Consider the following 24458-nt stretch of genomic DNA (forward strand, 5'->3'; position numbering starts at 1 on the left):
CACTCGATCCGACCGGGTAGATTTCAAAGGCGGTATGTGGCGACGTTCGACGTTCAACCAACCTTGCTCATTCGCTGACAAAGCAAATCAGCAGATTTGGTCGGGGAACGCCATTTTCTGAAAAGTCATTACGTTTAGCTGCAACTGCTAGTGATCTCCCCCCAGCGACGACTTACTCAGTGCAGGGCCTGCGAAAATTCTGTTTTGTGCCTTCTCTTGATGCAAAGGCCGAATCTGGCATCCGCCTCTCAGTGATGACATTATCTCGCCATCTATAAATATCGCTGGTGGAGAATGGACTTGCTGGATCTTAAGGATGACGAACAGCTCAGGGCTGCATGTATTAGCCTCCAAGAGCAGGTAATGTCCTTGGCGGGGAATCAAAGCTGGATCACCGAATTTCAAAAATGGTTGGTGCGTGTCAGGGATGTGTCTCATGAGGAGTTCCTAAGCAATGATTTCCAACTGGCGATCTGGGACACCGAGGCTGTTTCGGCAACAGGCATGGGGCGCATCAACATTTCTGCGGTCGCCGAAGATTCGGCAATCGCAGAGAGCCTCTGGCAACTGAAGCAAAAGTATTCGCAGACCCGGGATCCTGCTGAGAATGAGATCCTCATCGCTGACGCCTGGGCTCAAATTGCCTCCACAGTTGCTGGGCTGACCAAACGAAACCCTCGACTTAAGATGTACCGCGTCTTCGCGTTGCTTTGTCCAGGTGCTTTCACGTCGATAGCGCATCATAGAAAACTGCGCGAGCTGGCTCATGCCTTGGGGCTTCCACTGAGCGGTCAGAGGCGTCATTTGCACCGACTCGTATTGAACCGGTTAAATGAAGTGCTGGGTGAAGTGGCTGACGTTTATTCCAGAGAGGGCGTCTCACGTTTGACGTTGCCTTGGCTAATGTTCGTCAACTATGTTCAGAACCCAGAAGGCGAAGCCACCGAAATATCCGATCTGGAGACAGGTGACGAAGTACTTAAGCCCTTGCCTCCTGAGAGGAGGAGGCGCGGTCTGCTGGCGATTGGCGGAGGCACAGCCACCATTCAAAGCATGATCGACTTTGCAACAGATGGATGCACTCGTGAGGACTTCATCCAACACTTGCAATCGATCAGCCCTCAATCAAAAACGTCGACTTGCAACACTCAGCTGAACGCTCTGATTGCCGAATGGGGGGTGCTGCGTGCCAACGCAAATAACCTGCAATTAACACCCCGCGGCGAAGCGTTCCTCGAGTCGGGTGATCCAGATGAGATCATTGACTGGATGATCACCCGCATCTTGGGGTTTGACTATTTGCTAGCGGCATTGCGTGACCTACCGTTATCCAACCGTGATGCCATCCTCACACTCAGAAAGGCGAATCCTGGATGGACGTCTGACTTTGCTCCCTCAGCAATTATTAGTTGGTTCAGGTACCTTGATCTGGCCACGATCTACGAGAAAGTGCTCAGCCTCACCGAAAGGGGTAGGCAGTGGGTTAATCGCATTCACTGGGAGCCCAAGGGCCTTGCGAGCATTCCAGGTATCAGCCCGTCCTTGGCTCAAGTACCGCCATTACAGCTCGATATCGAAATTGAGAGGCCGAAGCTAGGCGCTCTGATTGCCCGATTTGATCAAGAGTTTCGATTTCCAGAAGAGCTGATCGGACAACTTGATGCTGGATTGTGGGGGCATCCGAGGCGTCATTTCGCGGTGCTCACAGGCTTAAGCGGTGCGGGAAAGACGCAACTTGCCCGTAACTATGCGCTGAGTCTGTGGCAGGACGATCCCGAGCCAAGTGAAGGGTTGCTGATCGTGCCTGTCCAGCCAGGCTGGCACGACTACTCGAGTCTACTGGGTTACGTTAATCCGCTGGAATCAGACGCGTATGTGCGTACCGGCGTTCTGGATTTCCTCCTGCAGGCAAGCGCAAACCCGACGAAGCCTTACACACTCGTTCTTGATGAAATGAACCTCTCTCATCCGGAACAATATCTGGCGCCTCTGCTTTCAGCGATGGAGACCGGCGAAACAATCATTTTTCACGGTCAAGTCGACGAGATTGATGGTGTACCTCCGGGTATTCCCTATCCGAGCAACCTCGTGATCATCGGCACTGTGAACATGGACGAGACCACTCATGGATTGAGCGACAAGGTGCTGGATCGAGCATCTGTGATCGAATTTTGGGACATTGAGGTCAGAGCATTTCCTGGCTGGCAGAAGAGCTCGCTTGAGGATGAACATATTTCAATCGTCAGAAATCTCATGTCCTCACTCATGGATGTGCTTCGTCCAGCACGACTGCATTTCGGGTGGCGCACGCTCAGCGACGTGATCGGCTATCTGCAGCAAACACAGGCAGGTGGTGTCATCGAGTTCTCGCGCGCACTCGACCATGCCATTTATTCGAAGATACTCCCCAAGTTGCGCGGTGAAGACAGCCCTCGACTTCAGGAGGTCTTCACATTGCTCCATACCACGCTCAAACAAGCGGGGTTGGGAATGTCGATGCGCAAGGTCAAAGAAATGGCCGACGACCTGGCTCACTCCGGCTCGACCAGATTCTGGCGGTAAACAATGTCGATCATCTTGCAGGTAGAGCAGGGGGATGCTCGATTTGACGTGCACCCAAATCAGTTGAACCCAGGTTTCATGGAGAGGAAGGCTTATCGTTTTACCCCGCTTGAAGGCTTTTGCTTCTACATTGATGACGTCTTGATCGAGACGGTCGACCAAAACGGGGCGTGTGCGTGGTTATGGTCGCCAGGCTTTTATGCAGGAGAGGTCGCGGCAGAGCTTCTGGATGACCAGGGGCGGACTGCCGCCAGTTTCCGGCTGGACGTCTCAGCTGCCGATAACAAGCTTGGAGGTCAGGAATTCACTGCCATGATTGAGGCAATTCTTGATTTCGACCCGGCTCTCGTTCTGGGCACAGAAGAGGCTCAATTTGGAATTGGCCATGATGGAGCACTAACCAACCCGCATCTGCAGTACGCGAGGCTGAGACGCTACGGGGATCGGCTGCAGCGCGCGCTCAAGCAGATATCCCAGAGTCCGTTAACATCCTTGAAGAGCGATCGCATGTCGGTGAGTGCGCACACGGTCAAGCGGTTGGACTCTGCATCCGTGCGTAAGGCACTGAGAGGGCCAGCGGGGCAGGCACTCTTGCATCCAGGTAGCACTCAGCGTCCGGCCTTGAACACTTTTCGATTTGAGGTCAACAGATCTTACGAGGAAGAGGACAATCCGGCGAATCAGGCCGTTGGACTTGTTCTCTTCGATGTCCTTAGACGTTGCCGGCAAGTGGTGAAGGGGCTTCAACATGCTGCTGCCACTGAGGTGGCCAGCGATACCCGATCAGCGTTGGCGCCAAGGCTCGTACGTCGAATCGCGTTCACCGAGTCGCTTGCTCGCAAGCTTGAACGGCTTCAACGCGCAAGACCTTTTTCCATCTTGACTGACAGACGTCTATCGGCCGCAGGATTGAATGCGATCTCTGCTCACCCTGTATATGCGCGAGCTTATCGGTTTGGTTGGTACGCGTTGCGTTCAGGATGGTTGGGAAAGGATCCTGACGAGACGCTGTGGATCAGCCCAACATGGGAAATCTATGAGCGGTGGTGCTTTGTGACTGTAGTCTCACAGCTGCAACGTCAGTTCCCTGAACTCGTTTGGAGTCGTGAATATCAATCAGTGGGTTTAAAAGAAATCCTGTGGAGGGGAAAAGCGGCTGATATCACCGTTGAGGCGTGTTACCAAGTCCGATGCCCCGCGATCGATCAAGCTGCGCACCGCGGTTTTCAAAGCTTATCGCGAGAACGATGTCCGGATATCGTTGTGACTTTGGAATCGCCATGGGGGAAGCGCTTCTTGGTTTTCGACGCGAAGTATCGCAGCGCCCGCTCCAGCGTCCTGGACGCGATGGAGTCAGCGCACATTTATCACGATTGTCTCCGCTGGAAGGGCATAAAGCCTGACACTTCATTGCTTCTTATCCCAAGGGCAGACGAGGTTACGCTGCTGGCCAGCCCGACCTACCACTCGGACTATGGGATCGGAGCTTGGCAAATCGGGGCTGAATCAGAAGGTGAGGCGTTGGGGGTTGAACTCAAACGAATTCTAACGTCAATACCTATTGCGGCGGCTCAGCTACAGTCAGGCGCTACTGGATTGGCTTCGTAAGCCATTTCGTCTCCAGTCTGAGTGCAAATTTCTGTCGGCTCCTGTGAGCTCTCAGAACTGGATACGGAGTGTCTATTGAGTTTAACCGCCGATAAGTGCCACTACCGGCGGGCAACGGTGCGATTGCTGGAGTGGTTGTACGACCAGGTGACCAAGCGCCACTATGATCAGCCGCCACGCTAAGCGCAAGCTGAGTAAGAGGATGTCAAGCTTGTTTTTCTGGTTCCATTATCGAGCATCCGAAGCGTTGCGCGAGTGCACGGCAGCTAACTTCTCGAAACGGCGGAAATGTCGCGCAGAACGATTCGTGCAATGTGATTCAGCTACACGGCGGACGACATTGAGCAACGGCTTGATGAGTTAACGGGTGCCGCGCGAGTGGCCAAGCACGGTTAATGAGTATCTACGGATGCTCCGAATGCGGCAACGTTTCAAGACACACACGGCCTGCCCACGCGGCCAAGCCGCCAAACGACATTCCGGCATCCGCGTACCCAGCGCCGACTTCACATCCTTCAAGCGCACATAGCTCATCAGCCTCTTGCTGTCCCAACCATTGGCAGGCGTCCAGATCGCGAAGCCTTGCGTCATCGAGTGGCGGCTATACAACTCCGCTGGCAATCCTGCCTCTTTGAAAATTCGGCGCAGCACAGGGATCAGGCTATGCGGTTGCATGGCTTTACCTGACAGATTGCCACAGCGATCAATCCACTGGAACACCGGGCCTTTCCCGAGCCCGGCAACTGTTATCCAGTTGATATGGGCCTCCAGTCAAGTTGCTGCCACCAGTCCTTTGAGAGCCGGATAAGGAACCATTTGGTATGTCGCTTCGTCACGACCCCCGGCAAGCGATCGGTAATCGAGTAGCCTTCTGCGGTGTTTCGTGGCATATAGCTAGCACGCACAGGGAGGGTGCCGGCCAGTATGGCGCTGCAAAAACTCGCTCCCTGCCACTGAACCAGGATGGGGACAGCGCTGTGTACCTTTCGGCATTGAAAATCGAAAACTTCCGCCAGTTCGGCCATGGCGATCATGCATTGAACATCCAGTTCAACGAAGGCGTGACTGCACTCGTCGGCGAAAACGACGCGGGCAAAACCGCGGTCATCGATGCAATCCGTTACGTGTTGCAAACACGGGATGCCGAGTACCTTCGGCTGCAGATTGAGGACTTCCACATCGCCAGCGTTGGCACTCAAGCGGAGACCATCACGCTCAGATGCACCTTGGAAGGACTTAGCTCCTCGGAACTAGGTGCTTTCGCTGAGTATGTGACCTACACCAATGACATGGCCCGCCTGTATGTGCACTGGTCAGCTCGCCGCGTTGTTGCCTCGGCCTCAACCCGCAAATGGGTGGATATCTCGGTTCGCTCGGGGGAAAAAGGCGAAGGCCCGTCTCTGGACGTGGGCGTAAGGCAACTGCTCGCCACTGCGTACCTTAAACCGCTGCGCGACGCAGAGCGGGAGATGTCCCCGGGCCGGAATTCCCGGCTTTCCCAGGTATTGAGCAGTTTCCCTAATATTGATGCAGGCAACACGTTTGATCCCGCAACCCTCCCCACCGACCTCACGGATGCAGAAGCGCTTAGCATTGCCGGCATGGGTGATTTCCTCCGCCACCTGGTGAACTCTCACGGCGCCATTGTCTCCGCTCAGAAGGCAATCAACGACACATACCTTCGCCCGCTGTCACTGGCTGGACAGCCCCTTACGAGTCGTATCGGCTTCGGGGAAGCCGGAACTGATCCCGCCAAGCTCAAGCAAATCCTGGAGCGATTGGAGCTCGGGCTGCTGGATCATGCCACTGGAGAGGCGCGAGGCATCTACGGGCTAGGCTCCAACAACGTGTTGTTCATGGCCTGCGAACTACTGCTCCTCGGCAAAGAACCTGACGGTCTGCCGCTGCTTCTCATTGAAGAGCCGGAAGCGCACCTGCACCCGCAACGCCAGCTCCAGTTGATGGAGTTTCTCGAAGCCGCGGCGAGGCCCTCTACGGGGTTGAGGCCGGTTCAGGTCATCCTCAGCACCCATAGCCCCAACCTGAGCTCAAAGATACCGCTGCAGAACATGGTTTTGATGCAACGGCAAAGGGCTTTCTCGCTCGCCGAGAGTCAGACCTGCTTGGCACCTGATGATTATCGCTTCCTTAGCAGGTTCTTAGACGTTTCAAAGGCGGGGCTGTTCTTTGCGAAGGGCTTGCTTGTTGTCGAAGGTGATGCGGAAGCCATACTGCTGCCGTCATTGGCACGTCGTTTGGGTAAGGATCTCACCAAGCACGGCGTATCAATCATCAATGTGGGTGGTGTGGGGCTTCGGCGTTATTCAAAAATCCTGCAGCGCAAGGATACTTCCAAGGGCGAAATCACTGTGCCCACCGCGTGCGTTACCGACATGGATGTAATGCCGGACTGCGCGCCCGAAATTCGGGGGCTGAAGGGTGTGAGGGGGATGGACTGGCCAGACATCGCCAAGCGCCGCTGGCGCTCCATAAAAGACTTTGGTTCTACTCCAGTGGACGTCGAAAAAGGCCTGAAGGAACATCGCGAGAAGCGCGCCGAGAGCGATGGGCAATGTGTCCGTACATTCGTTGCCGACCACTGGACGCTCGAATACGACCTGGCGTTTAAAGGGCTCTCGAAGGAAGTTCATCATGCTGCGTTCTTCGCCATCTATGAGGAAAAGATCGACGACTGCACGGAAACTAAAGCTAGCCTGCTGAAGAAGGCGCAGACAGCCTTCGATAAGATCCAGACGACCCATGCCACCGAGGAAGCCCGTTGCTCCGCGATTTATAAGCTGTTTAATAGGGCGTCAAAAGCAATCGCAGCCCAGCACCTGATCGACTTTATCGATCTGCGTTTCGAAAACGGCACCCTGGATGCCACGAAACTCCGCGGGCTGTTGCCAACCTATGTTGTTCATGCGATTGAGTACGCAACCGGCGGGGCAGCATTGACCACAACCAGTCTCACTCATCCCGTGATGATGCCAGCAGCACCGGCAGGATCCGCCGATTCTCTGGAAGAGCTCGCCGAATGACGCTCAACCAACTGGTTGCACCCATCACTGACTCCGATGTGGACTGGGTCATCGAGCTGATGGGACTGGAAACGCTGGATGAGCCCCGTCGAGATTTTTTGAAATCTATGGACACGGTAGATGTGGCGGCTTGTCCTGGGAGCGGGAAGACGACCCTGGTCGTCGCAAAGCTTGCGATTCTGGCTCGCCACTGGAAGAGCCGTATGCAGGGTATCTGCGTGCTTTCGCACACCAACGCGGCTCGGGAGGAGATCGAGAAACGCCTTGGTGGCACCGAGGTGGGTCAACGGCTGCTGCGTTTTCCTCACTACATCGACACCATCCATGGCTTCACCGGCCGATTCCTTGCATCTCCGTGGTTACGCTCGAAAGGGATTGAACTGCAGGCCATCGACGATGAGGCCACGCACAAGGCTCGGCGAAGCGAACTGACGAACAGGGAGCACTTTGGCGCACTGGCTGCCTTCGAGAACAAATTCAAAAGCCTTCAAAGCCTGAGAGTCAAATCTGCCGATTTCGACCGTCCACTTGGCGATGAAGATATTGGGTTTGCACCACACACGGCGACCTATAAGAGTGTGGTGAAATCGCTGAGCGGCGCGGCCAAAGCTGGTTACTTCTGCTTCGATGAAGTGTTCGTACTAGGCCACGCATTGCTCAATCAGGAGCCGACCGTAGGCGGCGCATTGCGCCAGCGTTTCCCATGCGTGTTGATTGATGAGATGCAGGACACGCAGCCTAATCAGGCGGGAGTGCTTCAACGGGTATTTCCCCACGACGATCCAGATGTCCGCGTCATTCGCGTTGGCGATCCGAACCAAGAGATCTTTGAGAAAAAGACGCCATTGCAGGATCCCTTCCCAGACCCAGGGCGTCAGTTAGAAATCACCAGCAGTTTCCGCTTTGATCAGTCCATTGCATCGATCGCCAACCCGTTCGCGTATGCCCCCATCACGAACGGATTGATAGGGCTTGGGGCTCCGCGTGACTCAGACACTATCCCTAACACAATCATCGTCTTCCCTGACGACGATGCAACTGGTGTTTTAGATGAGTTCGGGAAGTTGGTGCTGAAGCATCTGCCGGCGGAATCCTATAAGGCTGGTGTGTTCGCCGTCGGTGCTGTGCACCGGCTTGAGAACTACAAGGCGAACCAGTACCCAAAGGCCTTGGAGCATTACTGGCCATCCTATCGGTCTGATACTACCAAAATATCGTTCAAGCCCCGTACCTTCGCTGAAGGTGCACACATTGCCCGGCGTTACGCGATGCGGGAGCCCACAGCTGCTTCCGCGGTTGAGTTGTTGGCTTCGTGTCTGGTGAACCTCGGCACGCTGGCCTTTCCTGGAAGCATGGTGAAGCTGAAAGGCAGACATCAAGCTGCTGTGGGGGAGAAGCTCAACGCCAAGCCACAAGCACTTGCCCAGTATCGAGAGTGCCTCCAACTGATCCTATTCGTGCCGACTGAAATGACTCAGCAAGACTGGATCAAAGTCATCGCTCCGAAACTCTTGCTTCTGGCAACTGCGCTTCATGATGCCGAAGGCGTGGCTGTAGACCTGCCGGCTCACCAGTATCTTGCTTGGGACACTGCGCCCGCAGCCACTGAAGCCGGAGAAAGCGGCGGTTCACTGATCAACACCTACCGATTCCAGGATGGCGCCGATGGCGTCGATATCCGGATGTCATCCATCCATTCGGAAAAGGGCAAAACCCACGCCGCAACGTTGATCCTAGAGACTTTTAGGAAGACCCACTTCATTCAGAAGCTCATGCCGTGGCTTGAGGGCAAGACGACAGCGGTCAAGAGGCCACAGGAAACTGCGAAGAAAGACATGATGTTGATGTACGTGGGGATGACCCGACCGTCGCATATGCTGTGCTTGGCCGTACGTCAGAGTTCATTGGGGGAGGGCGCCGCTGGCGAAAAGCGAAGGACTGTCCTGAAAGCGGCAGGGTGGTCAATTTTGGAGCTCGCGACCTAAATAGGGATCACCGGAATCGACCACGCCGTTGGGCCACAAGGCTGCGCATAGTCGCTTTGTAGCATTACGAACACCCTGGATCAAACACCTACAGACCTAACTTTGCATTAGAAGGGAAGACCAATGCTGATCACCTCCGCAACTCCGCAGGAGCTCATTGACTGGTTTCATGTCAAGCAAGAAAAACAACGAATCATGTGCGTTATGCTGGCGCCGGAATTGGAAGACCAGCAAAAGTTGAAGGACTTGATCCTGGGCTTTTCAGCTGCAGACGCGGTGCTCGGTGGAGAGGTAGCCTTCATTCTACTCGACCCCACTGGAAGTTCAGCGGTAGGGCTTGACCGGGGTCTTGGTGAGGTAGGGGCGTTTTCAGGAGTGGCTTTTCCCTTACGGGACACCACGAGCTTTCGAGATCTCACTGATGAGTGGGAGCAGCACCGTGATCATGTAGCAAAGACGTCAGCAAGAGGAATGGCCCGGTTCGTTCCGGACTTCATGCAGATTTTCAACGTGGAACCCGCCGACCTCCCATGCCTCTGCTTGGTCGTGCATGGAGTGGATGAGTCCCTTGTCCTTTCTTTAGACAAGGAGTGGACAACAGAACATCTCAAAGAGCTCCTGCAGAAAATCCGCAAGATTGTGGATGGCACGCCTAATTTCAAAAAAGTTATTTCGAGTATGGCAGGCCTGCTGCCTAAGTCCTTGGAGCGAATCGAAGATCTCGTCAACAGCATCGGTGCAAAGACGAGTCAGATCTCTAAAATCTTGGATCAGATGCTTCGACGGTATGATGGCAGTGATGAAGATCGTCGGATGGTGGTGTCTTATGTGGCTCAAGGCTGTCAGGGCCGAAAGATACTCGAAGATGTCCTGTCGCGATTCTCCTTCAAAGAGTCTGAGAAATTTCTCAGAGACGAGCAAATCTCGCGCTTGTTGAGGCTGGCGGATGAGCTGGACAGCCGTCGAGCACCACTGATTGAGCTACAACGTGGTGGCCTCTTTATCCCATCGGTCACGGAGCAGGCTCAGCATTGGATGGAAAGCCGCGACAAATTGTTCGGAGAACTTGAAGGTCTTTTGCCGGGCAAACAAATAGCCACTACCCGTATCAACCGAAATCAACTGACCCGAATCAAATCGGCCCTAGAACTGGTGAACACATCGGGTGAGGTAGTGGGCAAGGCAGTTGCGGCGTATGAGTGGATCATTAAGCTGATGGGGAAGGGTGGCTAGCCTCGACCCCACGACTGGTTCGCAGGGAATGCTTACCGGCATTTCCTGAGCGTTCGAGGCCTGGCTTAGTAACCATCGCAGCCCCGATCTGGCAATCGCCGTACACCTAGAGGTTCTCAGGGGGCGCCCGCTATTTGTCGTATTTTGGAGGCAGAGGGCAGTCGTAGTTCACGTCTCTAAATGTAACCGCCCAGGCTGCCCCATCATGATCCCCGACACCCGGGCAAGCATAGCTAGTTTCTTCAGAAAGCGGTCGCTCCTGTCGTTGCGGCTGTCATCATTCACGAATCAAATAAGGTTATAGAGCGTTGAGTAATTCCTACAGCATTCCGCCTAGTGAAAATAAAGCTAAAGAGTCCGCTACCCAGGCTCTGTTTGGCGTAACCCTGGGGGTCATTGCAATGTTTGGCATCGCGATCTCATGTATTAACGGCTCTGACCCTGAACCCGAAAAGTTTGCCCTTTTTATGTGTGGTGTCCTGCTAGGCTCGATTTATGTGTTCATGGGTTTGGTTGAAGTCACCCTCATGCATCGCCTCATGAATCTGAAATCAAGTTTATTATTGTGGGCGTTCTTCGTGGCGTGCCTAGGCTACGTCGCTAGAACAAGAGCGTCAGTGGATATCAACCGAATATTTCACATGGAGGCCAGTGCTTTTCCGATGACCTTAGCAGCAACCACTTTGTTACATATGATCAGTATTCTGTTTTGGTTTTTCATTATCTCAGGTTTTGTGTGCAATTTATTAGTGGTCAGTTCAGTATTGCAAGGAAGCCATCATGGCAAAGGGCTCATGCTAATAGTCTGCCAGGTCGTTACAGGAATTTCATTTATTACCATGGCGGGGTTTTCGCACTTCAGGATCGACAGGGAGAGTTCGAGGGATCAAATGATCTACAGGATTGCCCACGCGGTAGATTTCAATGCGTACTCTCCTTGTGCAAACATAGATAGCGCCACTAAAAGCATGGTGTTTCTGGACGCCGACAAGCGTTTGGCTTTAATTGCTCCTGTTCTAGACGAGTTCATAACGTTCGAATGGAGAAAAGTATCGTTTCTTCGTTCAGTTGCTGTCCCAGAGAACTTTGAGACTATAACGTGTGAGTATGCGGCCTCAAGCAAAAATTCGGCAGCGGTTTGGGCGCATTGATCGCCATCAACGGAAGTACTTTTCGCCAATTTGAGCCTAGTCGGTCAAGGCATTCACGACCGGCCAAAGTTTAGAATTTAGGTTCGGTGCAAGTCGCCGAGGACTTTTAACCCCTGTCGCGCATGCTTACGCCACGCACGGATTGACTGCGCTCCTGGTCATGCGAATGGTAGTAGACGTTCTGGGTTGTGCTGAGACTGCTATGACGCAAGTCCATTTGGAGATCCTTCGGACTGCGCAGGGGCGCGTCGAACGTCGCCGAGGTATGCCTGAGCCAATGTGCGGAAGCTGCCCGCAGGCTGTTCATCTCATACTCCGCGCGCTCCTCATCGCGCATTCGCGCTAGAGCGTTATCGAAGACCGATTGGAGGAGGGCGCGCACCTGCCGACCAGAAAGCCCTGAGCGTCCTCGGAGCGTCATGAGCAGCGGCGTCTGCTCATTCCACTCAGGCAATGGAGACAGCCCAACGAATCGGCGGTAGCGCGTCAAGTACTTGGAGACGTACTCGTCCCTCACCGCGACTTTGCCGGCTTTATTACCTTTTCCGATCACGTGGTACCACCAGTTGCCCTCCGGATCTTGGCGGAAATCACCCATGACTGGGCGCCAATTCGGGCGCCCAACAATGTCGGACACCCGCAGATACATTGCGAACAGAGTAGCCACGATGAACAAGGTGCGCTCATGCCGCTCTGGCTCATTCACGGCCATCCGTTCAGCGGTTTCCAGTACGTAGTCCCACTGCAAGGGCGTAAGGGCGCGGTTCACAGCTTCCTGTTGTGGCGCTCCACCGCTAACGCTCCGCTTCTTGATCATCCGGAAAGGGTTCGCCGCAACCGAACCGTCCTCGACCATGTACTCAAAAAAACGACTGCAGATCGTGTAGATCTGGTTGATGGTGCTCGAGGAAGGTTTGTAAAGAGTGACGCCGACGGCTATGCCTTGCTCCCCATCCCGGGACGTAGCGTCTGAAGGTGACTTCAGCTCATTCGATGAGTCCTTGGATTGTTTCAATCTGAATGGCCTCCATTTCTCGTTTGGCATGACAGGATCACCCCAAGTTGATTCAGTATGATCGCTTGTCACGAATCGGCCGCGCACGATCGGGCCGATCCAGTTAGCTGGAGGGTTACGGCAGAACTCCAGATAGTCCTCCGCGTCTTGGCGTTTGAGCTGAGAAAAAGGCTTTTGCTTGATGATGAGCGTCCATAGCAGCAAGCGCTCAACATGGGTTCTATAAGAAGTGAATGTCAGATCGTTATCTGAAAACGCTCTCAGAAAATCACGGGCTGTTAGGTAGCCCTTGATAGCCTCTACGGAAGATGGAAATTGTTCGATGTATTCACGGACGCAAGCCATAACAGGTTTGCGCATACTAAAGTCCATCTCTATAAAGATTTCGTAGGACTCGAATAGAGGCATTGGCTGCGTAACCATTGTTGTGCTTTACCGTATAGTTTTGCTTCGATGAGAAACTTCCAGTAATGGAAGTAACTGGAAGTTAGGGCAGGGTGGTTGTATTTTCCATCTTCTTTAATCTGAACTGATGAGCATTGATCGATGGTAGCCCCTGAAAGACTCCGTTGCAACTACCCTTGCTCAGCAGACATAGTTTTAGCATGGGCTTGACAAAAGCCTGGAGTCTGCACTAAGCAGCGATTGCCCTGTTGGTTTTTCCGCTAATTACTTTGTGTAGATTTTTTGCGCCTCATGTCATGCGCAGAATTTCTTTATATTTAAATATGTATTGTCAGACCAATCTGAATTCACCGCTGCATTATGCATTTAAACCTTTCTGGATCATTATCAAAATCATTAACCCAATATTGTCAAAGTGTGCGAACTCCATTTTTATTCTTTGGGTTTCATGAGCGTAAAACGGAGTTAAGCTCATTGGAGCGGCTTTGTTCGACACAAGGTCAGTGGCAATTGTTGTGTAATTCATGCTTCGGGCTTTGCATTTTCGGAATAATATTCGCTTCAACGAAGCTCAGGCAGAAATCAAGAAATGAGTGGAAAAGCACGATTGGTTTCTCCATTTAAATCTTTTGATGGAAACGCACTCTGGAACATCTACTTGTTTTGTTAAATACCCGTGAGAGCTCGAGTTTCGTGGGTTGCACGGATTTTAAGTCTGATTAGAACATGGCATTTCCACTTATTTTGTCAATAAATAACGGCGCCATCGAGGGAGGCTACGACCCAGCTACGTGTTGTTGATCATGTCGTTCAGGAGCGGCGACGAGCAGACAAGGATCATTGCGCGATTGCAACACGAACCATGGCGTCCATGGCACTGGCCCTTTATTACTGGACTTTGGAGAGGTTGATGCGGCTTTGAGAAGCTTCAGCTTAGGCCCTATGAGCATGCGGACGCTAGGCTTAAGCAGGTCTCCGGCAAGACCTTTGGCAGCACTCTGTCGGCATGGAATGTCCACTTGTTTCGTCTCAAGAAACGGGGGGTGGGAATGTCTACTCATTTCTTCAAAAATCGCTGGAACCCGCGTCTTCCGTGGGCTTCAGAGCAGCCAAGGATGCGCACCTTCGGATCTCAGTCCATTTATTTCTCCATAGACTCGGGAGCTATTCAATTTGAGGCTGTTCAATAAATATCGTTATTAATCAGTAACTTGCGAATTTTCATTAAACAGATTTTTCCACTGATTTTGTTAAAAACAACCTGTCGCAATGGCATGCTGGCTGCGCTCCAGCCCTTGGGGATCAAGGGTTTCAGGGGAATAGCAAAGGGCTTTCCACTTAAACCGCGATTGGCGCAGCATAGAAGGCGCCATTCCCTATATTGAGATCCATGAAGCGCTGCTGGTGCCTTGAGTGGATACCAGGCAGGGGCCGCTGATCGGTGTTCAGAGTTTGTAGTGAGCCATAATCCATTATTTAACATAATATACATTACACGTAACAATATGTTTCAGGATTAGCCTGGTTATCCGCAGATTGCAGCGCTCCACACCAGGCTCATTGCTTGAGCGACCGCTCACCCAAACTCACCTTAGCCGTTACACCTGCGTCAGCTTTTCAACCAGCGCTGAATGCTCGGGAAACTGTTCTGTAAGTTTTTGCCTGTTGCCCAATTCCATATCCGCAAAATCAAACCCTGGGGAAACGGCTTCACTTATCAGACCGTAACCTGCAGCGCCATCCTTAAGCTGCGAAGCCTTCCAGACACCACCAGGCACATGCAACTGCAAACATTCACCGGCAATGACGTCGCTGCCCATCACCACAGTTTTCAATGTGCCATCCGGAAAAATCAGGCTGTACTGAATCCCGTCACCCAGATGGTAGTAATGCACGATGTCGGATTGATTCAGATGAAAATGACCAATGGGAGAATCCTCGGTCAACAGGTAATAAATGGACGTCATCAAATAGCGCTGACCGCCTTCGATTTCGACCATTGCGCGGTCATCAGATTGAAAGGTTCTGCGGAAGTAACCGCCTTCCACGTGCTGTTCCAGTTCGAGTGCCGTGATGAGTGCTCGAGCATTGGGTTGGCTGTGCGTCATTCTGCGTCCTTCTTCTGAGTGAAGCCGGTTTTGATCGGTTTTTAATAACTAAACTAAACGACCATTTAGCATAGTTATAATTATTAATTATATTAGATCGCCTCAAATATGCTCGCCCTGCACTTGCTCAACGGCAACATTCAGTCGATTTCTGCCTTGAGACTTTGCCGAGTAAAGCGCGCGGTCGGTCCTTTCGATCAGCGCTTGTTCGTCGCTGTCGTCATCATAAGAACCATAAGTTGCCACCCCCAGGCTCACCGTCACGATGCCGAAAGGACTGGTCACGTGCGCAACCCGCTCATCAGTGATGCCGAGCAAAATCGCCTCGCCGACCGAGCGTGCGCCCGCCTCGTTGGTATTGGGCATCACTACGATAATTTCTTCACCGCCATAGCGCGCCGCCATATCACCAGGACGTCGCACACACTGTTTGATTGTCTGACTGATGATCCGCAGGCACTCGTCTCCGGCCAGATGCCCATAGTGATCGTTGTAGCGTTTGAAAAAATCCACATCAATCAGGATCAATGACAATGGGCTGCCCAGTCGCTTGGCGCGTTTGAATTCGACATCCAGGAATTTATCGAAATGCCGGCGGTTGGCCAACCCGGTGAGTTTGTCCTCGCTGGCGAGTATCTCCAGCGTATGGTTGAGTTCGATCAATTCGGTTTGGGTCGAGCGTAGTTTTTTCTCGGCACCGATCCGCCGATTGATATGGGAAATCAACCGCCGTCCCAACGCAATCAAAAGCCCAAGCAGCACAGCGACCACCGCGACAGACTGCTCTGTCTGGTTCCACCACGCTTGCATCGCTTCCCTCTGCCCCACCGCTACCGTGGTCACAAAGGGATATTGATCGCTGCGTTTAAACGCGTAAATACGGTGGATGCCATCCACTTTTGAAACGAAATCCACACTGCCCGATGATGCTTTGCGCAGGTGCTCGGAAAATATCGGCGCCGGCGACAAATCAAGGCCGATGTCTTCTTCCTTGAATGGGTATCTGACTAACAGCCGCCCTTCGGACGTGGTCAGACTGATCGCGCCAAACTGCCCGACGTGAATGGTGCGATAGAGCTTGAGAAAGTGTTCGAGGCTGATGGTGGCAGCAATGACTCCCGCGAAACTGCCGTCCGGATGGTCGATACGCCGACTGACCGAAATGACCCACACGCCAGTGGCACGACTGAGGATCGCCGGGCCGATAAACAGGCCTCGATCGGGATTGTCGCGATGATGTTTGAAGAACGCACGATCCGCATTATTGCTGCCCGATGACATCGGTGCGTTGGTCGAAAACGTCCAGTCTCCCTCTGCGTCATACAACACCACGCTGTTGAGTTGCGACAGTGCCTGCATCTCTTGCGCGACCAGCGCACTCAAGCGTTCAAGTTGCTGCGGGCCGGTCCCGTCTCGTTCGATGCGCTCGGTAAGGCCCAGCAGCACCAGTTCACTTTGCTTGAAAGTACCTTCGGTGTACGTGTTGAGGGCATTCGTCAGATTCAATGTGTCGGTTTGGATATCCCCCAACGTACTTTGGCGGGAGGTCCAGATCTGCCATGCAGTCATCAGCACCATGGAGATACACACCAGGGCAGTCAGTAACGTGGCAAGTCGAAGGTCGCGTATCAAGGGAATACCGAGGCGGTTAACAGGTTGGTTAAAAGCCCGCGCAGTATAAGCGCCTTCGAACAGCGCGACACTTGAAATGCTTGAGTGATACGGGATGCCGGTGCGGCTGAATCACGCATGATCAACCGCGCCGCGTTCTTAATGGATCATGATGCTGTTGTAGTCAGCGGTCAGCACCTCGAGATGAGTCTTGTATCGACTCAGAAACCTGGAAAGTTCGGCTTGGGTGTAATCGGTGTTTTTCAATTGATCGAGGCCTGTTGAAAACCCCAGCCACACACCAACTACCACAATGATTTCCTCGCCGATGACTTTGCGTTGCCGGCCGATTTCTACGACGGCAGTGATATCGGATAAAGCATCCTCTGCCGTCTGCAACTCGCGGTTCAGTCCCCCCATTAATAGAGTGAGGCTTTGAATTTCTTTATCCAGATTGTTCCTGGAGGCCGCGAGTTCGCTGTATTTGATGCCGTCGGAAACAACGCCTAACACCTGTCTGACCAGTTCGATCCCCTGCTTCACCGCTTCTTTTTTCGGATTCTCCATGTCCAGGTCATCAAGTGCGTCGCCGTCAGGGATGTAGTTCTTGTACATGTCGGCCAGGTTGAATTCGCGAATGACGTCCTGCGCCTTGATCAGTGCGTCTCGCTGCTCCACGCATTTCGCTTTGTTCAAACTGTGATCATTCAGTGTCAGCAGGATCCGGGCCTTGCGGTCCCTGGCCACCTTCAGCGGTTCGTCCGCTCGCTCATCGATTTCGACCTTATATAAGCTGCGCACTTCGTTCTCCAGAAATCGCGAGCGGTCGGTGAACTTTGCCTCGACCCCTTCCAGCATCGATTCGATGTTGCGTTTGATGTTCACGACTTCTTCGCTGACCATTATCCGATCCTGTGCCGTCAGATCATTCCGGGCCAAGGCGTCGTTCAGTTCCGCGAGGGCATCAAAATAACTCTGCCCGGAAGCGCTGTTCAGTGCCGTCAGCAGTACCGGAAAAGATTCCCGCATGGTTTTGTCGATGTTATTCAAATACGCGGCTACCCGTTGCGCTCTTTCCTGCAAGACTTCAGACCGGTCCTGTCGAAAGCTGGCCAGGCGCGAGACGTCGCGAATGGTTTGAATGATCTTTTTAACGTCAATCGCGGGAATAAACGGGGTGTCGATCGGTGTCACATTGTTCATGGCAGTCATCCTTTGGTCGCCGGGCAATCAGTTGAAGTTCTTTTTGTATTCTTCCAGGGCTTCGTTAAACACGACCACCAATTCGCCTGCGGTGTTTTTCACATCGCGCCACGGGTCGATCACCATCGCGAATTCCGCGACAAATGAAGTCAGGCGCATGGCATCGTTGATCCGCGCAAACTGCTCGGCGGAAGCATCGATTTTGCTCAGGATGGTTTGCCACATTGTGTTCAAGATATTCAGCGCCGCTTCTGCACCGGCCATGCGAATGCCGATATCGCTAAAGTTAGACAAGGAACTTTCCATGGCGCCCTGCAAGCTTTCCTTGCCGCTGACCGACTGCTCCAGTTCATCCACTTCGGTTTTCAGCGCATTACGTTCCTTACGGGCAGATTCCGCTTTCGGGCCGAAGATTGAACCGGAAATCGGCCAGAAAATCGGCAAGCCACCGGAAAACGACATGCCGACGTAATAGTCGTAGTCCTTGTCCAACTGAATGATGCGGTTTTTTTTGGTGCGAATGGATTCTTTTGAACTGGCGATGGATTCGAGCAAACTGTTGCGTTCCATCAAGTCGTACTTACTCTTAACCTCGGACTGCAAGCCAAACACTCGCTTACCGGTCGACAACTCACCACCGGCCAGTTCGATCTTGAAGTTGGAAATGCGGTCCTTGAGCTCTTTGGTTGCGCTTTGCTGACGCTGGATGTCGACCTTCATCAGTTCGATGATTTCAGGCACCGCCGACGCGACTTCACCATCGTCCGACGTGTATCGGATGCCCTCCAATTCATCTTTGCTCCGTTGACCCAGGGTGGTTCTGACTCGCTCCATGATCGGCATTTCCTTGATCAAGGAAATGATCTCGCTACCACTGCTGACAATGTTTTTAGCCGCCGAACTCAGGTCGATACTTTGCTGAATGATCTTGTTTTCGACCGCATCCCAACTGGAGGCATGAATCCGGATTTTTTTGAACAGCACCTGAATATCGCTGGGCTCCAACCCGGGAATTTCGAGCTTGGTGTATTTCAGGTAGGACTCGACTTCCGGCAGTTCGCTCGGCAGCGAAAGGCCCTTCTTCACATACTGTTTGATCTTGATCAGATCCTCTTTGGTAAATACCCCGGCGCTGCGCGCCACACCGGGATATTCACCCGAAATCAAATGGAGTACGGCTTTGGGAAGATCATTACTGACTTCTGCATCTTTCAACTGAACAGCCATAACGTTGCCTCGGTTCATTAAGTTCGATACACCCGTTGTATCGATGAACAGAAGCTAGATGAGCATGATCAAGCGTCAAATGATCTGAATGACCGAAAAAAAACTAAGCCATTGATTAATATGGGGTATATCGAAAGATCGAAACATCGAGCTACATATGCAGGACATGTCCTACAGCCAAGTATTAATAGGTGTCTTAGTTACACTCGGCTTCCACGCTTGAGCGTTTCACTGGGCAACTCTTTGAACAACGCGTAATAACTGCTGGAAAACCGCCCCAAATGCCAAAACGACCAATGCATCGCCACTTCGGCGACCGTCGTATCGATCGCCGTGCGGCTGAGTAGTTCACGGTGCGCGCTATTGAGCCGGCGCAAGCGCAGCCAATGGGTCGGTGTCATCCCGGTAAAAGCCTTGAACGCATGCTGCAACTGACGCAGTGACACTTCCGCCACCTGGGACAGTTCCAGCAGGTTGAGGGTTTCTTCCGGCGCATCGGCAGCCCACTCCCCTACCCGTTTCATGATCGTGCGCTCTTCGGCTCGTCGCTGCAGGCCGCCGCGATCCAGGCGCACGCACGCGTTGTCGAGGATGTACAGGCAGTCTTCCAGCAATTGCAGGGTCAACGCTTCGCGGCTGGGCGGATCGAACGTCTGCGCCAGTCGGGTCAAGGTGGTACTGAGCCAACGGCTGAACAGCGCGTTCTGTTGGCAGTTAAGCGGCGACATGAACAGGCCATCCAGCCGCGCCGCATTCAAGCCATGGCGCTGGACGAACTCCGGACCGAACACCACGGCAATCTCCTGGTAGTTCTCCGGGGTGATCCAGATGTTGCGACTTTCGCCATTCAACACATACAGCGAGTTGTCGCTGCGATCGAAACAGAACGCCAGCGAGCCTTGCGGCGCGCTGAAATTTTGCTCGACCCGGGTGTTCATGTGCTCTTCGTAAATCTCCACGCCTTGCAGGTCCAGATAGCGCACCAACCCGGCGAAATGCCCTGGCGACATCTGCTGGTAATGCTGCACCCAACCCGGCGTGGCGCGGATTTGCTCAGCGACATCGGCGGTGTTGAACGCCTGGACTTGTAACGGATTGCACACTGTCATGGGGTGACCTTACGCACTCGTTTGGTGCGTTTTGGTGCTGCTTAAAGTGGATAGATGGAACCGCAAGGCTCGCCCAAGATAGTCGTCAACGCGCTTCAGGGGAAGTGTCTGTCGGATGCGACCGCCCTCCCCGGCGTTACCAAAACCAATAACGAGGTCTTTATGAATGTCCCTTTCGATCAGCTGTTCACGTGGCTGAAAGATCACAAGATTACTGAGGTCGAGTGTGTGGTCAGCGACTTGACCGGCATCGCTCGCGGCAAGATTGCACCCACCAACAAGTTCCTGCATGAGCGAGGCATGCGCCTGCCGGAAAGTGTGCTTCTGCAAACAGTAACCGGGGATTTTGTCGACGACGACATCTACTACGACCTGCTCGACCCGGCCGATATCGACATGATCTGTCGCCCGGTCGCTGACGCGGTCTACGTGATTCCATGGGCCATCGAGCCGACCGCCATCGTCATCCACGACACCTTCGACAAGTTCGGCAACCCGATCGAACTGTCGCCGCGCAACGTGCTGAAGAAAGTCCTGCAGCTCTACACCGACAAGGGCTGGAAGCCGATTGTCGCGCCGGAAATGGAGTTTTACCTGACCCAGCGCTGCGAAGACCCGGACTTGCCGCTCAAGGCGCCGTTGGGGCGTTCCGGGCGCGCGGAAAGCGGTCGGCAGTCGTTTTCCATCGATGCCGCCAACGAATTCGATCCGCTGTTCGAAGACGTTTACGACTGGTGTGAACTCCAGGGTCTGGACCTCGACACGCTGATCCACGAAGACGGCCCGGCGCAGATGGAAATCAACTTCCGTCACGGCGATGCCCTCGACCTCGCGGACCAGATCACCGTGTTCAAACGCACCCTGCGCGAAGCGGCGCTCAAGCACAATGTCACGGCGACCTTCATGGCCAAGCCGATTGGCGATGAGCCGGGCAGCGCCATGCACTTGCACCAGAGCGTGGTGGACATCGCCACCGGTCAGCCGATCTTCGCCGACGCCGAGGGCAAGATGAGCGAACTGTTCCTGCACCACATCGGCGGCCTGCAAAAGTACATCCCCAAAGTGCTGCCGATGTTCGCGCCGAACGTGAACTCGTTCCGCCGCTTCCTGCCGGACACCTCAGCACCGGTGAACGTCGAATGGGGCGAAGAAAACCGCACCGTCGGCCTGCGGGTGCCGACCTCCACCCCGGACGCCATGCGCGTGGAAAACCGTCTGCCGGGCGCCGACGCCAACCCGTACCTGGCGATTGCCGCGAGTCTTTTATGCGGCTACCTGGGCATGGTCGAGAAGATCGAGCCGAGTGCTGCGGTGCAGGGCCGCGCCTATGAACGTCGCAACCTGCGCTTGCCGATCACGATCGAAGACGCCCTGACCCAAATGGAAGAATGCGAAACCGTCGGGCGTTACCTGGGCAGCAAGTTCGTGCGCGGGTATGTCGCGGTGAAGCGTGCCGAGCATGAAAACTTCAAGCGCGTGATCAGTTCGTGGGAGCGGGAGTTCCTGTTGCTGAGCGTCTAAGCAATCCCCCGCATGAAATTGCATTCCCCTGTGGGAGCGGGCTTGCTCGCGAAAGCGGTGTGTCAGGCGACGTCAATGTTGACTGTGCCGCCGTCTTCGCGAGCAAGCCCGCTCCCACAGGGAGAGTGCCAACGCCTGAAAAATCCAACAACCCAAAGAGGTGTCGAATGCGTCTATTGAAATCCATGGTTCCGGTCGCGCTGGCGATCATGTTCAGTGCCGGTGCCCAGGCTCAGCCACAGGTCAGCGTCTACAACTGGACCGATTACATCGGCGAAACCACCCTCGCCGACTTCCAGGCCAAAACCGGGATCAAGGTCATCTACGACGTCTTCGATTCCAACGAAACCCTCGAAGGCAAACTGCTCGCCGGGCGCACCGGGTATGACGTGGTGGTGCCGTCCAACCACTTCCTCGCACGCCAGGTGAAGGCCGGAGCGTTCCTTAAACTGGACCGCTCGCAACTGCCGAACTTCAAGAATCTGGACCCGAAACTGCTCGCGCTGCTGGAGAAAAACGACCCGGAGAACGCGCACTCGGTGCCGTACCTGTGGGGCACCAACGGCATCGGCTACAACGTCGACAAGGTCAAGCAAGCGCTGGGCATCGACCATATCGATTCCTGGGCCGTGCTGTTCGAACCGGAGAACATCAAGAAGCTCAGCGCGTGCGGCGTGTCGATGATGGATTCGGCGGATGAAGTGTTCCCGGCGATCCTCAACTACATGGGCATGGACCCACGCAGCGAGAATCCGGAAGACTTCAAGAAGGCCGAAGCCAAGCTGTTGAGCATTCGGCCTTACATCACCTACTTCCACTCCTCCAAATACGTGTCGGACCTGGCCAATGGCGACATCTGCGTGGCGTTCGGTTACTCCGGCGACGTGTTCCAGGCCGCGAACCGCGCCAAGGAAGCGAAGAACGGCGTGAACATTGCCTATGCGATCCCGAAGGAAGGCAGCAACTTGTGGTTTGACCTGTTGGCCGTTCCCGCCGACGCCGCCAACCCGAAAGAAGCCCACGCCTTCATCAATTACCTGCTGGACCCGCAAGTGATCGCCAAGGTCAGTGCCTCGGTGGGTTACGCCAACCCGAACCCGGCCGCCAAGCAATACATGGATGAGGCGCTGGTGAACAATCCCGAGGTCTACCCTACTCAGGCCGTCCTCGACAAACTTTACATTTCCACCACCCCGCCCCAGGCGATCATGCGTCTGATGACCCGTTCCTGGAGCAAAGTGAAGTCCAACAAATGAATCAGTACAGCAATGAACACGCCCATTCCTATTACGCAGCAACGGCAAAAAGTCTGGCGCCCTACCCCACGCTGGCCTCGGACCTGGAGGCCGATGTCTGCGTGATCGGCGGCGGGTTTACCGGCGTCAACACCGCCATCGAACTGGCGCAACGCGGGCTCTCGGTGATTCTGCTGGAGGCCCGGCGCATCGGCTGGGGCGCCAGCGGGCGTAACGGCGGGCAGTTGATTCGCGGGATTGGCCATGACGTCAGCGGGTTCACCCGCTACGTCGGCGAAGAAGGCGTGCGTTATATGGCGCGCGCCGGGGTTGAATCCGTGGCGTTGGTGGGCAATCGAATCCAGGAAAACGGAATCGACTGTGACCTGCGTTGGGGCTTTTGTGAACTGGCCAACACCAAGGCGCAATTTGCGGCGTTCAAGGCTGAGCAGGATGATCTGATTCAGTCCGGATACGCCCATGAAACTCGCCTGATCGGGCCAGAACAGATCCGTCAGCAAGTGGTGAATTCCGGAGTCTATGCCGGCGGTTTGATCGACATGGGTTCCGGGCATTTGCACCCGCTCAATCTGATCCTCGGCGAAGCGCGACTGGCCGAATCTCTCGGGGTGCGGATCTTCGAACAGAGCCCGGTGCTGGAGATCATCCATGGCAGCACGGTGCAGGTTCGCTGCGCCAGCGGGACGATCCGCGCTGGCAATGTGGTGCTGGGCTGCAACGCGCATCTGGAAGAGCTGGAACCGAAACTCAGCGGCAAAGTGCTCCCGGCCGGCAGTTACATCATCGCCACCGAACCGCTGTCAGCCGAGGTCGCCGCGCAGTTGATCCCGCAAAACCTCGCGCTGTGCGACCAGAAAGTCGGCCTCGATTACTACCGGCTCTCGGCGGATCGACGTTTGCTGTTCGGCGGCGCCTGTCACTACTCCGGGCGCGATCCTTCGGACATCGCCGCCTATATGCGCCCAGCCATGCTCAAGGTGTTCCCGCAACTGGCCAACGCGCGCATCGATTATCAGTGGGGCGGCAAGATCGGCATCTCGGCCAATCGCTTTCCGCAGATCGGCCGCTTGAGCCAGCACCCGAATGTGTTCTACGCCCAGGGTTATTCCGGCCATGGCCTGAACGTGACCCACTGGTGCGCGAAATTGCTGGGCGAAGCGATTCATGCCGGGCACAGCAAAGGTTTCGACGTGTTCAGCGCCGTGCCGCACATGACCTTCCCCGGTGGCCGCGCCTTGCGTTCGCCGCTGCTGGCCCTCGGCATGTTCTGGTATCGCTTGCGCGAAATGCTCGGCTGAAATCCGATCCCCTGTAGGAGCTGCCCAGTGAAACGAGGCTGCGATCTTTTGATCTTAAAAATCAAAATCAAAAGATCGCAGCCTCGTTTCACTCGGCAGCTCCTACGTTTGAAAGCGTCAAGCCG

16 protein-coding genes are annotated in these 24458 nt (G+C 54.3%); 9 read left to right on the forward strand and 7 right to left on the reverse strand.

Annotation, left to right across the window (positions count from 1 at the left end; genetic code table 11):
* Positions 1 to 300: 300 nt before the first annotated feature.
* On the forward strand, positions 301 to 2562 hold the full coding sequence (locus HB680_RS16265) for a hypothetical protein (RefSeq protein ID WP_213939627.1): 2262 nt from the start codon (positions 301 to 303) through the stop codon (positions 2560 to 2562).
* 3 nt (positions 2563 to 2565) lie between these two features.
* Positions 2566 to 4170 (forward strand): DUF2357 domain-containing protein, encoded by a 1605-nt coding sequence (locus HB680_RS16270; RefSeq protein ID WP_213939628.1) that lies wholly within the window; start codon positions 2566 to 2568, stop codon positions 4168 to 4170.
* Positions 4171 to 4530: 360 nt separating this feature from the next.
* Here HB680_RS16270 and HB680_RS16275 read toward each other — a convergent pair whose 3' ends face one another.
* Positions 4531 to 4890, reverse strand: coding sequence for a hypothetical protein (locus tag HB680_RS16275; RefSeq protein WP_213939629.1), 360 nt, complete (start codon positions 4888 to 4890; stop codon positions 4531 to 4533).
* A 101-nt stretch (positions 4891 to 4991) separates the two neighbouring features.
* Here HB680_RS16275 and HB680_RS16280 point away from each other — a divergent pair, with 101 nt between their 5' ends.
* From HB680_RS16280 to HB680_RS16295, 4 genes are all read left to right on the forward strand, one after another.
* Positions 4992 to 7211, forward strand: a complete 2220-nt coding sequence (locus HB680_RS16280) for an AAA family ATPase (protein ID WP_218627690.1) — start codon at positions 4992 to 4994, stop codon at positions 7209 to 7211.
* Positions 7208 to 9196 (forward strand): UvrD-helicase domain-containing protein, encoded by a 1989-nt coding sequence (locus HB680_RS16285; RefSeq protein ID WP_213939630.1) that lies wholly within the window; start codon positions 7208 to 7210, stop codon positions 9194 to 9196. The genes HB680_RS16280 and HB680_RS16285 overlap by 4 nt, the downstream gene beginning before the upstream one ends.
* A gap of 123 nt (positions 9197 to 9319) precedes the next feature.
* Positions 9320 to 10429, forward strand: coding sequence for a hypothetical protein (locus HB680_RS16290; RefSeq protein ID WP_213939631.1), 1110 nt, complete (start codon positions 9320 to 9322; stop codon positions 10427 to 10429).
* A gap of 308 nt (positions 10430 to 10737) precedes the next feature.
* Positions 10738 to 11580, forward strand: coding sequence for a hypothetical protein (locus HB680_RS16295; protein WP_213939632.1), 843 nt, complete (start codon positions 10738 to 10740; stop codon positions 11578 to 11580).
* Between the two features lie 106 nt (positions 11581 to 11686).
* Here the strand turns inward: HB680_RS16295 and HB680_RS16300 are convergent, their stop codons facing one another.
* The 6 genes from HB680_RS16300 to HB680_RS16325 all read right to left on the reverse strand — a co-directional run bounded on the left by HB680_RS16300 (position 11687) and on the right by HB680_RS16325 (position 20258).
* Complete coding sequence (locus HB680_RS16300; protein ID WP_213939633.1) at positions 11687 to 13018, reverse strand: site-specific integrase; 1332 nt, start codon at positions 13016 to 13018, stop codon at positions 11687 to 11689.
* Between the two features lie 1580 nt (positions 13019 to 14598).
* Positions 14599 to 15108: a cupin domain-containing protein gene (locus HB680_RS16305; protein ID WP_213939634.1), complete on the reverse strand. Its 510-nt coding sequence runs from the start codon at positions 15106 to 15108 to the stop codon at positions 14599 to 14601.
* A gap of 102 nt (positions 15109 to 15210) precedes the next feature.
* Entirely contained in the window at positions 15211 to 16740 is a 1530-nt protein-coding gene (locus tag HB680_RS16310; protein WP_256735560.1) for a diguanylate cyclase, read from the reverse strand.
* A gap of 138 nt (positions 16741 to 16878) precedes the next feature.
* Positions 16879 to 17922, reverse strand: a complete 1044-nt coding sequence (locus tag HB680_RS16315; RefSeq protein WP_213939636.1) for an alpha-xenorhabdolysin family binary toxin subunit B — start codon at positions 17920 to 17922, stop codon at positions 16879 to 16881.
* A 27-nt stretch (positions 17923 to 17949) separates the two neighbouring features.
* Complete coding sequence (locus tag HB680_RS16320) at positions 17950 to 19149, reverse strand: alpha-xenorhabdolysin family binary toxin subunit A (RefSeq protein WP_213939637.1); 1200 nt, start codon at positions 19147 to 19149, stop codon at positions 17950 to 17952.
* 200 nt (positions 19150 to 19349) lie between these two features.
* Complete coding sequence (locus HB680_RS16325; RefSeq protein ID WP_213939638.1) at positions 19350 to 20258, reverse strand: helix-turn-helix domain-containing protein; 909 nt, start codon at positions 20256 to 20258, stop codon at positions 19350 to 19352.
* A gap of 162 nt (positions 20259 to 20420) precedes the next feature.
* Here HB680_RS16325 and HB680_RS16330 point away from each other — a divergent pair, with 162 nt between their 5' ends.
* The 3 genes from HB680_RS16330 to HB680_RS16340 all read left to right on the forward strand — a co-directional run bounded on the left by HB680_RS16330 (position 20421) and on the right by HB680_RS16340 (position 24333).
* Complete coding sequence (locus HB680_RS16330) at positions 20421 to 21779, forward strand: glutamine synthetase family protein (RefSeq protein ID WP_123408195.1); 1359 nt, start codon at positions 20421 to 20423, stop codon at positions 21777 to 21779.
* Positions 21780 to 21946: 167 nt separating this feature from the next.
* Complete coding sequence (locus HB680_RS16335) at positions 21947 to 23035, forward strand: polyamine ABC transporter substrate-binding protein (protein WP_213939639.1); 1089 nt, start codon at positions 21947 to 21949, stop codon at positions 23033 to 23035.
* Entirely contained in the window at positions 23032 to 24333 is a 1302-nt protein-coding gene (locus HB680_RS16340) for an FAD-binding oxidoreductase (RefSeq protein WP_213939640.1), read from the forward strand. Before HB680_RS16335 ends, HB680_RS16340 begins: the two co-directional genes overlap by 4 nt.
* Positions 24334 to 24458: the final 125 nt, after the last annotated feature.

Origin of the sequence: Pseudomonas sp. dw_612 (assembly GCF_018449725.1) — a bacterium.
In the GTDB taxonomy this organism is placed as follows: domain Bacteria; phylum Pseudomonadota; class Gammaproteobacteria; order Pseudomonadales; family Pseudomonadaceae; genus Aquipseudomonas.

Coding starts and splice junctions, on each gene's coding strand:
- HB680_RS16270 (WP_213939628.1), top strand. CDS start 2,566: ATGTCGATCATCTTGCAGGTAGAGCAGGGGGATGCTCGATTTGACGTG.
- HB680_RS16280 (WP_218627690.1), top strand. CDS start 4,992: ATGTCGCTTCGTCACGACCCCCGGCAAGCGATCGGTAATCGAGTAGCC.
- HB680_RS16285 (WP_213939630.1), top strand. CDS start 7,208: ATGACGCTCAACCAACTGGTTGCACCCATCACTGACTCCGATGTGGAC.
- HB680_RS16290 (WP_213939631.1), top strand. CDS start 9,320: ATGCTGATCACCTCCGCAACTCCGCAGGAGCTCATTGACTGGTTTCAT.
- HB680_RS16300 (WP_213939633.1), bottom strand. CDS start 13,018: ATGGTTACGCAGCCAATGCCTCTATTCGAGTCCTACGAAATCTTTATA.
- HB680_RS16305 (WP_213939634.1), bottom strand. CDS start 15,108: ATGACGCACAGCCAACCCAATGCTCGAGCACTCATCACGGCACTCGAA.
- HB680_RS16315 (WP_213939636.1), bottom strand. CDS start 17,922: ATGAACAATGTGACACCGATCGACACCCCGTTTATTCCCGCGATTGAC.
- HB680_RS16320 (WP_213939637.1), bottom strand. CDS start 19,149: ATGGCTGTTCAGTTGAAAGATGCAGAAGTCAGTAATGATCTTCCCAAA.
- HB680_RS16325 (WP_213939638.1), bottom strand. CDS start 20,258: ATGACAGTGTGCAATCCGTTACAAGTCCAGGCGTTCAACACCGCCGAT.
- HB680_RS16330 (WP_123408195.1), top strand. CDS start 20,421: ATGAATGTCCCTTTCGATCAGCTGTTCACGTGGCTGAAAGATCACAAG.
- HB680_RS16335 (WP_213939639.1), top strand. CDS start 21,947: ATGCGTCTATTGAAATCCATGGTTCCGGTCGCGCTGGCGATCATGTTC.
- HB680_RS16340 (WP_213939640.1), top strand. CDS start 23,032: ATGAATCAGTACAGCAATGAACACGCCCATTCCTATTACGCAGCAACG.